Genomic DNA, 14,106 nt, shown 5'->3' with positions numbered 1-14,106 from the left:
TGCTTATGCTTATAGCCGCTTTTCGACTGGCAGGGCGGTTTGTCTGCTGGCGGGCCGACATGTCCCGGGCAGATGATGGCTAGCCGGGCTCCCCCATGTATTCGTGGTAGAGCTGCTTTATCTCGTCTCGCAACCAGAGCACCTTGGTGTTGTAGTTGTTGCGCTTGTGCCAGAGCAGGATAAAGGCAATATCGAGCTGGCGATACAATGTTTCTTCCAGCTGCAGTGGCAAGGAGATCAGGTTGTCGTGATGCACGCTGGCATAGCTGGCGTAATAGGAGGGAGCTGCCGTGATCGAGTCGGCATTGCCGGCAGGCAGCGAGGCCAGCACAAAGATGAAGGAGCGCGACCAGATAGAGATCTATGCCCACCTGGTAGAGGATGATCATCAAGAAACAGCAGACAAGGTAGGGACGCATGACAACTCCAGCAGCAGGGGACTGTCGCCCACCCAGGGCATGACGGTCAGATAAGCCTGCCACGATAGGAAAGAGGCTGATGAATGAGCCAATAGCGACACTTTCCAATCTGGAAAGCGGGGCAATCTCACGCCCTTCGCACTGCGGCCACACGGAATAAACCCGGTGATACCAGCAGATAATATCCGACACGAAAATCCCATCAGGTATTTGCCCGGCTCACGGCGCAGCGATACCATCTGCGCCTGACTGCATCGAACCAGGACATCACAATGCCAACCCCGCTGATCCTCGCCTCCACCTCCCGCTATCGCAAAGCCCTGATGGAAAAGCTCGCACTTCCTTTTGAATGCGCGGCCCCCGAGGTGGATGAATCTCCCCTGCCCGACGAATCGGCCGAGGCGCTGGTGGCGCGGCTGGCGCTTGCCAAGGCAAGCGCCATTGCCGACCAGTTTGATCAGGGACTGATCATCGGGTCCGATCAGGTGTGTGTCTGCGACGGCCAGATCCTGGGCAAGCCGGGCACAGTGGAGAAAGCGGTGGCACAACTGATGACCGCGCAAGGCCGCAGCGTCACCTTCTATACCGGCCTGTGCGTGCTGGATGCCGCCAGCGGCAGGACCGAGCAGCTGGTGGAGCCTTTCACCGTGCACTTTCGCACCCTGGATGAGGCCGCCCTTCGCCGCTATGTCGAGGCTGAATTGCCCCTTGATTGCGCGGGCAGTTTCAAATGTGAAGGCATGGGGATAGTGCTGTTCAAGGGGCTGGAGGGGCGCGATCCCAACGCTCTGATCGGCCTGCCGCTGATCGGTCTGATCGAGCTGCTGGCGCGCCACGGCCTCGCCCTGCCCTGACGGGAATGGTCTATCCACGACGAGCCAAACGAAAAACGGGAGCCAAGGCTCCCGTTTCATCATCTATTCAACTGGCATATGGCAAGACTAACCCAGCAGCAGCTTCAACTCGTCCATGCTATCGACGACCGCAAGCGGATCATGTGTCTGCAAGCGCTTCTTGTCGTGCACACCCCAGCTTACGCCGATCCGCGGCATGGCGAGCGCTTCTGCCATCGCCATGTCGTGGATGGAGTCGCCAATCATCACCGCCTGGTGCGCAGCGAAACCTAGCTGATCCAGAATTTGCGTCAGCATCAGGGGATCTGGTTTGGAGTTGGCCTCGTCCGCGCCACGGGTAGCGGCAAACAGTGGCCGCAATCCGGTATCATCCAGCACCCGATCCAGGCCACGGCGAGACTTTCCGGTGGCCACCGCCAGTACAATCCCCTGCCCATGCCAATGGTGCAGCAGCTCGCTCGCCCCGACAAACAGCGGGCTGGGCGTGTCGTCATGCACATAATGGTGACGATAACGAGCAATCAGGGCGTTGGCCCGCTCGCCACCCGGCGCCAGCGCAAACAACTGTGGAATGCCGACCTCCAGGCTGAGCCCTATGATCTGATGTGTCTCTATCGCAGTGGGCACAGGCTCGCCGCAATCGCGAGCAGCCCCCGCGACGCAGGCGACAATCCGGCCCACCGAGTCCATCAGAGTACCGTCCCAGTCGAAAATGGCGAGTCGGACCTCTTTCATCAGCGAGCCAGCTTGTTCAGGAACTTGTCGAGTTCAGGCGCGAGCGGGGCTTCCACCTGCATCTCGCGGCCATCGACCGGATGGGTAAAGCTCAGCTTCCAGGCATGCAAAAACAGCCGTTTCAGCCCTTGGCTGCGCATTTTCTCGTCAAAGGCCGCTTCCCCATACTTGTCATCACAGGCGATGGGATGACCGGCATGCTGGGTATGCACCCGGATCTGGTGGGTACGGCCGGTGATCGGGCTGCACTCGACCAGGGTGGCCTCGGCAAATTGACGAGCGATGCGGAAACGGGTTTCGGATGGCTTGCCGTCACTGCTGACCCGCACCACACGTTCACCAGATTGCAGATCGTTCTTGCGCAGCGGCGCATTGACCACCTTTACGTGGGGCTGCCATTGACCGCGCACCAGCGCCAGATACTGTTTGCGCATGGTCTTGATCCGCAGTTGCTCGTGCAGGCTGCGCAGGGCGCTGCGCTTCTTGGCAACCAGCAGCACGCCTGAGGTGTCGCGATCGAGCCTGTGTACCAGCTCCAGGAAGCGGGCATCCGGGCGCAGGGCGCGCAGCCCCTCGATGACGCCGAAGCTCAAGCCGCTGCCACCGTGCACGGCCATGCCGGACGGTTTGTTGAGCACTATCATGGCGTCGTCTTCAAACAGGATCTGGCTCTCCAGACGCTGGATACTGCCGAGGTTGGCCGAGGGCAGTTCGTTTTTCTCGGCAACCCGCACGGGAGGAACCCGCACCTCGTCGCCTGGGCAGAGTTTGTATTCCGGTTTGATGCGCTTTTTGTTGACGCGCACTTCCCCTTTTCGAAGGATGCGATAGATCAGGCTCTTGGGGACGCCCTTTAGCTGAGTCTTGAGAAAATTGTCGATGCGCTGCCCTTCATGCTCAGCTTCGATGGTGAGCAGCCGCACTTGTTGTTGTATCTGTGTCATGGCGCGGATTTTAACACCGCCGGCGGCCCTTGGCTGCATGCTTTGTTGAAAAATGGCGCCTTGCTATAAAAGTGGTTTAAATGGGATAATAAACAAGGTTTTGTCATTGTGTTCAAGCCTTGTACTAAGTGGCCAAAATTTATGCCACCCAATCCCGAAACACCGTGTATATAAGAACATGACGGTTCCCGGGTGCGAGGTACAGCGCATGGAGAACACAAACAGAACCGATTATTTGTCTCCACACCGGCATCCTTAATTCATGCCTTCTCGAGAAGGCCGAACCAGAGCGCCCTTAGTTTGCGCCTCATGCATACCCCAGCCGGGAGGTTGCCCAAGTATGCTGAAGACCCGAGGCCGGCGCCGGCAGGATCCTGTGGAGGAAATCAAAATGACAAAATAACGAGAACTCAATGAAAAGAATGCTAATCAACGCGACTCAGGAAGAGGAGTTGCGCGTAGCGCTGGTTGACGGACAACAGCTCTACGATTTGGATATTGAAAGTCCGGGACACGAGCAGAAAAAAGCGAACATCTACAAGGGTAAAATCACCCGCGTAGAACCCAGTCTCGAAGCTGCTTTTGTCGACTATGGCGCCGAGCGTCACGGTTTCCTGCCGTTAAAGGAAATCGCCCGCAATTACTTCCCCTCCGGTTACTCCTATCAGGGTCGTCCCAACATCAAAGAAGTGGTCCGCGAAGGCCAGGAAGTGATCGTCCAGATCGATAAAGAAGAGCGTGGCACCAAGGGTGCAGCCCTCACCACCTTTATCAGCCTGGCCGGTAGCTACCTGGTGCTGATGCCGAACAACCCCCGTGCAGGCGGTATCTCCCGCCGCATTGAGGGCGATGAACGGACAGAACTGAAAGAAGCCCTGAGCGGCCTGACAGTGCCGGACGGCATGGGCCTCATCGTGCGTACCGCCGGTGTGGGCAAATCCCCGGAAGAGCTGGAATGGGATCTCAACGTTCTGCTCAACCACTGGGATTCCATCCACAAAGCGTCACAGGACCGTACCGCTCCCGTGCTTATCCACCAGGAAAGCAACGTGATCGTGCGCGCCATTCGTGACTACCTGCGTCGCGATGTCGGCGAGATCCTGATCGACGACCCGGTCATCTTTGAACGTGCCCGTGCTCACATCGAGCTGGTTCGTCCCGATTTCCTCAACCGCGTGAAGCTGTACAAGGGTGAAGTTGCCCTGTTCAACCACTTCCAGATTGAGAGCCAAATCGAGTCGGCCTTCCAGCGCGAAGTGCGTCTGCCCTCCGGCGGCAGCATAGTCATAGACCCGACCGAAGCACTGACCTCCATCGATATCAACTCCTCCCGCGCCACCAAGGGCGGCGATATCGAAGAGACGGCGCTGCAAACCAACCTGGAAGCGGCCGATGAGATTGCCCGTCAATTGCGTCTGCGCGACCTGGGGGGTCTGATCGTCATCGACTTCATCGACATGACGCCGGTTCGCCATCAACGCGAAGTGGAAAACCGTCTGCGTGAAGCGGTACATCAGGACCGCGCCCGCATCCAGCTGGGCCGGATCTCCCGTTTCGGTCTGCTGGAGATGTCCCGCCAGCGTCTGCGCCCCTCCCTCAACGAGTCAAGCAGCCACATCTGCCCCCGTTGCCAGGGTCAAGGGGTCATCCGTGACAACGAATCACTGGCCTTGTCCATCCTGCGTCTCATCGAAGAAGAGGCCATGAAGGACAACACAGAGCAGGTTCATGCTCAGGTGCCGGTCGATGTTGCCGCCTATCTGCTCAACGAGAAGCGCGCCTCCATCGCCAGTCTGGAACAGCGTAATGAAGTACGTCTGTACATCATTCCGAACCAGCATCTGGAAACCCCGCACTACGAAGTGACCCGCATTCGTCAGAACGAGATCCCGGAAGCGGCCAGCTACGAGCTGAAAACCGAGATTGCCAAGCCGGTCTACCAGCCGAAGCAGACTCAGGTGATCGAACGCGAGCAACCGCTGCTGCAAGGCTTCGTCCAGGCTCCTCAACCGGCCGCCCCTGCTGCTCCTGCGCCCGTCGCAGCACAGCCACAGGTTGCCGCCGAAGCGGGTCTGTTTGGCAAGCTGTTCAAGGCCATCTCGGGTCTGTTTGCCGGCGATGCCGCTCCAAGCGACGTCAAGGCCCCTGCCGAGAAACCGGCTGCGCCGCGGGAAGCGCGCAAGGATGAAGGTCATCGTCACCAGCGTGATGAAAACCGTGGCCGTGGCCAGCGTCCCCGTCGCGACGACAACCGCAGCAACCGCAACACGGCGGAAGCCGGCGAGAAGCGCGAAGGCGCGGCCAATCGCGAGGGTGGTGAGAACCGCAATCGTCGTCCGCGTAAAGAACGCGAACCGCGTCAAGAGCGTGAGCCCCGTCAGGAACGTGAAGCCCGCGGTGAAGTGCGCACTGAACAGCGCCTGGAACGTGAGCCCCGCGAACCGCGTCAGGAACGCGAACCGCGCGCCCCGCGTCCGGCTCGTGAGCCCCGTGCACCGCGTGAGCCCCGTGCCGAGCTGGTCGTTGAAGCGGTAGAAACCGTTGAAACTGCCGTCGTCAGTGCCGAGCCCCAGCAGGAAAAAGAGCAGAAAGTCGCCGAGCGCCGCGAACGTCGTCAACTGCGCAAGCAGATCCGTGCCGATGTACCGGCCAGCAACCCTGCTGCCCAGCCGACTGATGAACCGGTTGCTGCCGTGGCCGATGCCGCTGACACTGTTGAACAGAGTGACGAACAGGCCGACGGCCAGCGTCGCTCCCGTCGCACCCCGCGCACTCAGCGTATCGAGGGCCAACGCCGCAAGCGCATCAACGAAGATGCCCGTAGCCAGCGCGATGATGAAGAGCAGCAAGCAGACACCACTATCCTGACCACGGCAGCCCAGGCTGATGCGGCTCAGGTGAAAGTGGAAGAGCCGGCTGTGCCCGTCATCACAATCCCGAGCGCCGAAGCCATTGCCGCCGCCGTACAAGCCTCTGCTGCACTGACCGAGCATGTGGTGGTGGAAGCTGTTGCCGAGGAAGCACGTGAGCAAGCCGAAGCCGTGGCGATTGCCGCCCCTGTCGTGACCGAAGCCCAGGTTGAAGCTGCCCCTGTTGTGGCTGCCGAGCCGGTTGTTGCAGACGTGGTGGCCGAAGCGAGTGTCGTTGTCGCACCTGCTGACGATGTCGTTGCGACTGTGGCCCCTGTCATGGAGGCAGCTGCCGAGGTTGAGGTTGTTGCACCCGTTGTCGTGGAAGCTGAACCTGCGCCCCAGGTTGCTGAACCTGTTGCTGCCGTTGCCGCCGAGCCAGTCGCAGCCGTGGTTGTTGCCAAGGCAGAGCCGGTAGCACCCGCTGCCGTTGCTGCGCCCGTGGTCAACCAGGCCAAGAAAGGCTCCGGTTTGCTGGCTGGTGCCCGCAAGGCTTCTGCCCCGATGGCAACGCCGGCGGCGGCCCCAGCCCTGCCTGAGCAGGCACCTGTCGAGCAGGCACCGCTGGTGCGCAATGACGTGACAAGCTCTGGCCGTCATGGTGGCAGCACGGCTGCTGTCAACGTGGCAACCAGCCCTGCTGGTCGTCCTTGATTGCCAGCCAGCTAGCCTGATGGAAAAGAGCCACACACTGTGTGGCTCTTTTTTATCTTCCGTTTGGACTCTGGTGTTTAACCAGGTCACTGACCCCAGCCTTCACCCATAGCTTTTATCTTGTCGCGCCAAGCCCTCTGTCACACCAGAGCCGCTCCTTCTCCTCACACGTCCGCCAATGCAAGAAGAGAGTCGCCCTCTGTACGGCCCAATGAACTGTACCCCTCTCTCTGTCACATCCAAGCCACTGGCAACCGAAGCAAAGATCTCATCCTTTATCCACCCTGCTGCTAATGAGTTACCCTGTGTACCCCTCAGACTTGTTGTCCATGCCACTGTGATGAATAGCACCTTGGCCTGGAGAGATATCCTGGTCGCTCCATCACCTCTGCTTGCCCCAGGTGACAGCGCTCCCGCGTACAGAGCCAAGCAAAGGCAAGAATGACAGGTTGCCGCCTTCTCGCCCTCCTGGCTCCCTGCTTCAATCCCTATCAAACACGGAGTAAGACCTTATGCCTATCAACAGATGACAAACAGCACAGCATGGGCGCGTCCGGGTTTGGCGTCTTTATTGCTGTAGACAGTTGTTGAGTAGCTTGGGACGTTCAGGATGGCTCAACCTGTGTTGCTATGTGTTTAACATTATAAGTTTGATGGCATATGAAGAGTAAAAAACATCAGAAGCAAGTCATCGACTCTCTTCCTGCCCATCCGCCCGGGCAGATGCTTTGTATTCTCCAAGCCAAAGAACGGGGCTGTGCGAGATCTGCTGACATGAAAAAAGGGCCCGTAGGCCCTTGGTCAATGTCTGAGGTTGCGCTGTTATCAGCCGCCAAACAGGTGGTGGCTGATGAGGAACAGGCCACCAGAGAGCAGCATGGTGAGCGGCAGGGTCAGCACCCAGGCCATCAGTATGGTCTTGATGGTCTGGCTCTGCAGGCCTGACTTGTTCGCCACCATGGTCCCCGCTACCGCAGAGGAGAGGATATGGGTGGTGGAGACGGGCATACCGGTCAAACTGGCAACACCGATGGAGGCAGCCGCCGTGATCTGGGCGGCAATGCCCTGGCTGTAAGTCATGCCAGTGGAGCCAATCTTCTCGCCGACCGTGTAGACGATGCGACGCCAGCCCACCATGGTACCGCAACCCAGCGCCAGCGCGATGGAGACGATAACCCAGGTCGGTGCATATTCGGCGGTCGCCGTCAGATCCTTGCGCCATTTGGCCAGATCGGTCAGCTCCTTGGCCGGCAACGGCAGCTTGGAGACCTTGCGCGCGGTGTCATCGATACACAGCAGCAGACGACGCACTTCACGACGGTCGGTCAGATCCAGCTCTTCATAGGTCCGTACCTGGCCGAGACGATTGTCCAGTGTTGCCATGGCTTGCAGTGCGCCATTCGCCGCACAATGGGTCATCAGCTCTTCCTGGGCCTGAGCAGGCACCTTGAAGTCCACCACATGAGCAACCTGCTCATGGTTGCGCTGATAGATTTCCATGATGCGCTGGTTGGCATCCTGGGTGCGATCCAGATCGTAGGAGCGGCTGTTCATGTCCAGCGCGAAATAGGCCGGCGCCATGCAGATCAGCACCAGCATCACCAGACCTATGCCCTTCTGGCCATCGTTGGAGCCGTGCACGAAGCTCACCCCCATGGCGGAGGCAACCAGAGTAAGGCGAGCCCAGAACGGCGGATGCTTCTTGCCGTCCACCAGCAGGCGCTCTTCCGGGGTCTTGTGGATCTTGCTGCCCAACCAGACTCGCTTCATGGCAAACAGCAACAGGGCTGCCACGACAAAACCAACGGTCGGGGAGATGATCAGGGAAAGCATGATGTCGATCGCTTTGGCGACGTTGATACCCTGAGTCAGCGGCTGATGGTTGAGCCAGGCATAGGCACCGCCTACCCCCAGGATGGAACCGATCAACGTGTGAGAACTGGAGGCCGGAATGCCCAGGAACCAGGTCCCCAGATTCCAGACAATGGCGGAAAACAGCAGGGAGAACACCATGATCAAACCCTGGGTGGAATCCATGCCCAACAGCAAATCAATCGGCAGCAAATGGACAATGGCATAGGCTACGCCCAGACCGCCGAACATGACGCCAAAAAAGTTGAAGATCCCGGATGCGACTACCGCCAGGTGAGCCGGCATCGCCTTGGTGTAGATAACCGTTGCTACCGCGTTGGCGGTATCGTGAAAGCCATTGATGAATTCATAGGCCAACACAAAAAAAACGGCCAATACCAAACCGATTGACCATAACAAACCCAAACCACTAAACATTTCAAACATAAAAACGAACCTGTTTATGAGTTGCGGCGGATTATGCCAGAAGGCTGGTTGCGCCATACCCGTTGTTGAAATATTTCAGTAAGAAAAAAAAAGAGCATTCTCTCAAAAAATAGCTTAGAGCCAGCAGTCATGCGGCTTGTCGATGATTAATTAAACAGACCCAGGCTGACAAAAACAGTCCCCAAACGGGGACAATTCATCGCAATCCCGCACGGCGACACCGGATTTAGCTCGGCTTTACCGTCAAATTTCGACCGACAGAATCGCGACATCTGTACAAAGGACAATCGAAAACAAGCCACTCCCCTGCCCATTCACACCCGCCCCATCTTGCCTTGTCGCCTAAATCCGTGCCAAACCCGATAACAAGGGGCGCCAGTGGCGCCCTCTTGTTTAACATATTGCAACCGGATCCGCTGTCGACCGGATCACGCACGCCGATATCAATCCTGATTCATACGGCTGGCAACGGCGCCCTGCTGGCTCTTGTACTTGGCATTTTCCCGCTTGTTGTAAGGGCGGGCAGCTGGGCCGGAGAGCATCTCGAAGTTGAGTGCGCCTATCTTCATCTTGGGACGCAGCGCCAGCGGCAACTTGCCGCCGTTGTAGAACTCCAGCACGATGCGACCGGACCAGCCCGGATCGATCCTGTGTGCGGTCACGTGCACCATCAGCCCGAGACGAGCCAGAGAGGAGCGGCCATCCAGCCAGCCGACGATATCGGCAGGCAGGGTTACGGATTCGTAGGTCACCGCCAGCGCCAGTTGGCCCGGGTGCAGATAGAAGGCTTCCCCATCCGCGATGTGGATCTCGTCGCTCATCACCCGATCGATGGCGTCGGCCATCTCGCTGCTCGGGCCGCTCAGGTCGATATAGGGGGCCGTGTGATCGCGAAACACTCTAAACTCGTTGCCCAGCAGCACATCGACGCTGACGCCGCTGATCCGCTCAACACCGGGTCTTGGCTCAATGACGATCTTGCCTTCATCCAGATGACGTTCAATATCGGTATCACAAAGACGCATTGGGCGACTCTCCTGACAAAATGTTCATTTAAAAAAGCCGGGCATCACCCGGCTTGTTTCATCTTAACCAATCAACATGTGGCGAATGCGCGCCTTGAGCATGTCGATGGCGATGCGGTTCTTGCCACCGCGGGGCACGATCACGTCCGCGTACTGCTTGGAAGGCTCGATAAACTGCAGGAACATGGGACGTACCGTCTTCTGATACTGCTTGAGCACGGAATCCATGGTACGACCGCGCTCTTGCACATCACGCACCAGACGGCGCAGCAGGCAGATATCCAGCGGGGTATCCATGAAGATGGAGGCATCCATCAGATCCCGCAAGCGGCTGTCGGTCAGCAGCAGGATCCCTTCCAGAATGATCACCCGGCGCGGGGCGAAGGGGGTCACCTCGCTCATGCGGGTGTGCTCTGTGTAGGAGTACTGGGGAATATTGACCGCGTCGCCTTTCACCAGCTGGCTCAGGTGCTGTACCAGCAGATCGTGATCCAGGGCATTGGGGTGGTCATAGTTGGTCTTGACCCGCTCTTCCATGGTCAGGTGGGTCTGATCACGGTAGTAGCAATCTTCGGTGATCACACCAATCTGACCCGCGCCCAGTTCGGCCACCAGCTCTTCATAAATGGTTTGGGCTATAAGGCTCTTGCCGGACGCGGATGCGCCAGCAATACCGATGATCACACACGAATGTTGAGTATCAGACATTGAAAATACCTAAAGAGAAGAGCAGTGGGGATTGTTTAAACCGATCCATTATATAAAAAAGGGTGAGCCATGCCCACCCTCAAATCCACCTCAACCACACGACAGCCGATTATTCATCCACCGCCATCGTATAAAGGGGGGTCGCAATCGGTTTACCGCTGAAATAGAGCTCGGCACCCACTCGACGAGCCAGTTTCATATAGGCCTGAGCCAGGCTTCCTTCCGGTGCACCGAACACGGTCGGGCAGCCATCATCCATGTGCTGACGGATATCTATGTGCAGCGGCAGCTGACCAAGCAGTGCCACATGATACTGCTCTGCCATCTTCTGGCCGCCGCCGGTACCGAACAGGGGCTCGTGATGACCGCAGGCACTGCAGACGTGATAACTCATGTTTTCTATGATGCCGAGCACGGGCACATTGACCTTGTTGAACATGGCAACCCCCTTGCGAGCATCCGTCAGCGCCACGTCCTGCGGCGTGGTCACGATCACCGCCGCAGAGGTGGGCACCTGCTGGGCCAGGGTGAGCTGGATGTCACCCGTGCCTGGCGGCATGTCCACCACCAGATAATCCACCTCGCCCCAGCGGGTCTCGTGCAGGATCTGGGCCAGCGCCTTGCTCGCCATGGGGCCGCGCCAGATGGTGGCATCCTGCTCGTCCACCAGATAACCGATACTGTTGCTCTTGAGGCCGCAGGCCATCACAGGCTCCATCAGCTTGCCGTCATGGCTGACGGGGCGCTCCTTGACCGTGCCCATCATGGTCGGAATGGAGGGACCATAGATGTCCGCATCCAGAATGGCGACTCGCGCCCCCTCCGTTTGCAGCGCCAGCGCCAGGTTGACGGCCGTGGTGGACTTGCCCACCCCGCCCTTGCCAGAGGCGACCACCAGGATGTTGCGAATACCCTGCACCGCCGCCAGCCCTTGCGCCCGCGGCAGGCTGGCCACCTCGATGTCACACACCCAGTCGATGCGAGTAGCGCCGGTGGCGCTGCGCAACCGGGCGTCGAACTCCTGCTTGATCTGCTCAAACAGGGAACGCCCAGCAAAGGGCAACACCAGCCTGATGGTCAGGCTTTGCCCCTGCTGCGCTGCGCTGCGCACAAACCCGGCCGCAACCAGATCCTTGCCCCACCCTGTCGGCTTAAATTCGGCCAGGATCTGTTTTACTGAATCAATCACCATTAACTCCTCATTATCTTGTCATTATCTTGAGGTGAACGGTTACCGCACACAAATCAGTGGCTTGCCTGCTTGCCAACCAGCGCGAGCACCAGGGCGGACAGCGCCACAACCCTAGGCAGGCTACCCCCAATTCGGGTAACATGCACGGCACTGTATCATCCCAACAAGCACATCAAGAACGACTATATGGCAACTGATCCTCGTACAATGCTGGTAACCTGCGCCCTCCCCTATGCCAATGGCTCCATCCATCTTGGCCACATGCTGGAACACATCCAGGCCGATATCTGGGTTCGTTATCAGCGAATGCGCGGCCATCAGGTGCACTTCATCTGTGCCGATGATGCCCACGGCACCCCGATCATGCTCAAAGCGCAACAGCTGGGGATCACCCCGGAAGAGATGATTGCGGCCGTCTCCAAAGAGCACCAGACCGACTTCGCCGGGTTCAACATCAGCTTTGACAACTATCACTCCACCCACAGCGACGAGAACCGCGAGCTGGCGGAGCTGATCTACGGTCGTCTGAAAGCCGGTGACTTCATCAAGGGTCGCACCATCACTCAGCTGTTCGATCCGGAAAAATCCATGTTCCTGCCGGACCGCTTCGTCAAGGGCACTTGCCCCAAGTGCAAGTCTCCGGAGCAATACGGCGACAACTGCGACAGCTGCGGCGCCACCTACAGCCCGACCGAGCTTATCGATCCGAAATCCGCCGTCTCGGGCGCCACCCCGGTGATGAAAGACTCCGAGCACTTCTTCTTCGACCTGCCGCAGTTTGAAACCTGGCTGGCCGGCTGGGTACGCGGCTCCGGCGCCATTCAGGAAGAGATGGCCAACAAGATGCAGGAGTGGTTCGAGAGCGGCCTGCAGCAGTGGGACATCACCCGTGACGCTCCCTATTTCGGTTTCGAGATCCCTGGCGCACCCGGCAAGTACTTCTACGTCTGGCTGGATGCCCCCATCGGCTACATGGCGTCGTTCAAGAACCTGTGCAACAAGCGCGGCGACATCGATTTTGACAGCTACTGGAAAGCGGACTCCGAGGCAGAGCTCTATCACTTCATCGGCAAGGACATCGCCTATTTCCACTGCCTGTTCTGGCCATCCATGCTGGAAGGCGCGGGTTTCCGCAAGCCGACCAAGGTCAACGTACACGGCTATGTGACCGTCAACGGCGCCAAGATGTCCAAGTCCAAGGGCACCTTCATCAAGGCCTCCACCTACCTGAACCACCTGGATCCTGAGTGCCTGCGCTACTACTACGCCGCCAAGCTCAACAGCCGCATCGACGATCTGGATCTCAACCTGGATGACTTCGTGGCGCGGGTCAACGCCGACGTGGTCAACAAGCTGGTCAACCTCGCCTCCCGCAACGCCGGCTTCATCGCCAAGCGTTTCGACGGCAAGCTGGCCGCTACCTGCGCCGAGCCCGAGCTCTATGCCGAGTTCGCCAACGCCAGCGCCTCCATCAGCGAGGCCTATGAAGCACGCGAGTTCAGCCGCGCCATCCGCGAGATCATGGCACTGGCCGACAAGGCCAACCGCTATGTGGACGAGAAGGCGCCCTGGGTGCTGGCCAAGCAGGAAGGCGCAGACGCCGAGCTGCGGGCGGTCTGCTCCGTGGGCATCAACCTGTTCCGCGTGCTGATGGCCTACCTCAAGCCGGTCATGCCGCTCCTGGCCGAGCGCGCCGAACTCTTCCTGGGTGAGACCCTCACCTGGGATGGCGTCGCCCTGCCGCTGACCAACCATCAGCTGACCCCCTTCAAGGCGCTCTTCTCCCGCATCGAACCCGCCAAGATTGAAGCCATGATCGAGGCCTCCAAGGAGGATCTTGCCAAGGAGCAGGCACCGAAAGTGACAGGCCCGCTGGCAGACGACCCCATCAGTGAAACCATCTCCTATGAGGATTTCGCCAAGCTTGACCTGCGCGTGGCGCTGATCAAAAAGGCGGAAGCGGTACCGGAAGCGGACAAGCTGCTCAAGCTGCAACTGGATCTGGGCGGTGAAACCCGTCAGGTATTCGCCGGCATCAAGTCCGCCTACAACCCCGAAGATCTGGAAGGCAAGCTGACCGTGATGGTGGCCAACCTGGCGCCGCGCAAGATGCGCTTTGGCATGTCCGAAGGCATGGTGCTGGCCGCAGGCCCGGGCGGCAAGGATCTCTGGATCCTGGAGCCGCAGGAAGGCGCCCAGCCAGGCATGCGCGTCAAGTAAGCGCGCTGGCTGCAACCCCCATGAAAAGAGAGGCCATCCGGCCTCTCTTTTTTATCCCCCTTTTCCCAGGGCATGGCAGCTGCACCCCATCGTCAGCACTCCCATATGGGCTTGTTGCCACCGCGCAATTTGCCTAGACTGCCTGTTC

At 58.9% G+C, this 14,106-nt stretch carries 10 protein-coding genes; 3 read left to right on the top strand and 7 right to left on the bottom strand.

Annotation, left to right across the window (positions count from 1 at the left end; translation table 11 throughout):
• Positions 1–79: 79 nt before the first annotated feature.
• The gene (locus tag BN1128_RS03610; RefSeq protein WP_042866369.1) at positions 80–331 is read right to left on the bottom strand and encodes a hypothetical protein; all 252 of its coding nucleotides are present in this window, start codon (positions 329–331) and stop codon (positions 80–82) included.
• A gap of 360 nt (positions 332–691) precedes the next feature.
• On the opposite strand from BN1128_RS03610, the gene BN1128_RS03605 reads away from it, so the two are divergent.
• Positions 692–1,273 (top strand): Maf family protein, encoded by a 582-nt coding sequence (locus BN1128_RS03605; protein ID WP_042866368.1) that lies wholly within the window; start codon positions 692–694, stop codon positions 1,271–1,273.
• An 87-nt stretch (positions 1,274–1,360) separates the two neighbouring features.
• Here BN1128_RS03605 and BN1128_RS03600 read toward each other — a convergent pair whose 3' ends face one another.
• Positions 1,361–2,008, bottom strand: a complete 648-nt coding sequence (locus BN1128_RS03600; protein ID WP_042866367.1) for an HAD-IA family hydrolase — start codon at positions 2,006–2,008, stop codon at positions 1,361–1,363.
• Positions 2,008–2,952 (bottom strand): 23S rRNA pseudouridine(955/2504/2580) synthase RluC, encoded by a 945-nt coding sequence (rluC, locus tag BN1128_RS03595; protein WP_209428540.1) that lies wholly within the window; start codon positions 2,950–2,952, stop codon positions 2,008–2,010. Before rluC ends, BN1128_RS03600 begins: the two co-directional genes overlap by 1 nt.
• Before the next feature lie 413 nt (positions 2,953–3,365).
• Here rluC and rne point away from each other — a divergent pair, with 413 nt between their 5' ends.
• A complete protein-coding gene (gene rne, locus BN1128_RS03590; protein WP_042866364.1) occupies positions 3,366–6,515 on the top strand; it encodes a ribonuclease E in 3,150 nt (1,049 codons plus the stop codon).
• 825 nt (positions 6,516–7,340) lie between these two features.
• Here rne and BN1128_RS03585 read toward each other — a convergent pair.
• The 4 genes from BN1128_RS03585 to apbC all read right to left on the bottom strand — a co-directional run bounded on the left by BN1128_RS03585 (position 7,341) and on the right by apbC (position 11,738).
• On the bottom strand, positions 7,341–8,813 hold the full coding sequence (locus tag BN1128_RS03585) for an inorganic phosphate transporter (RefSeq protein ID WP_042866360.1): 1,473 nt from the start codon (positions 8,811–8,813) through the stop codon (positions 7,341–7,343).
• Positions 8,814–9,256: 443 nt separating this feature from the next.
• Positions 9,257–9,838 carry a dCTP deaminase gene (dcd, locus tag BN1128_RS03580; protein ID WP_042866359.1) on the bottom strand — a complete coding sequence of 194 codons (582 nt, stop codon included), beginning with the start codon at positions 9,836–9,838 and terminating at the stop codon, positions 9,257–9,259.
• A 63-nt stretch (positions 9,839–9,901) separates the two neighbouring features.
• Positions 9,902–10,546, bottom strand: a complete 645-nt coding sequence (gene udk, locus BN1128_RS03575) for a uridine kinase (RefSeq protein WP_042866357.1) — start codon at positions 10,544–10,546, stop codon at positions 9,902–9,904.
• 109 nt (positions 10,547–10,655) lie between these two features.
• Positions 10,656–11,738, bottom strand: a complete 1,083-nt coding sequence (apbC, locus tag BN1128_RS03570) for an iron-sulfur cluster carrier protein ApbC (RefSeq protein ID WP_042866356.1) — start codon at positions 11,736–11,738, stop codon at positions 10,656–10,658.
• A 186-nt stretch (positions 11,739–11,924) separates the two neighbouring features.
• Here apbC and metG point away from each other — a divergent pair, with 186 nt between their 5' ends.
• On the top strand, positions 11,925–13,958 hold the full coding sequence (metG, locus tag BN1128_RS03565; RefSeq protein WP_042866355.1) for a methionine--tRNA ligase: 2,034 nt from the start codon (positions 11,925–11,927) through the stop codon (positions 13,956–13,958).
• Positions 13,959–14,106 lie beyond the last annotated feature (148 nt).

It is taken from the genome of Aeromonas piscicola (genome assembly GCF_000820005.1).
In the GTDB taxonomy this organism is placed as follows: Bacteria; Pseudomonadota; Gammaproteobacteria; order Enterobacterales; family Aeromonadaceae; genus Aeromonas; species Aeromonas piscicola.
The sequence above is the reverse complement of the archived record's forward strand: the minus strand, read 5'-3'. Positions and strand labels throughout refer to the sequence as shown.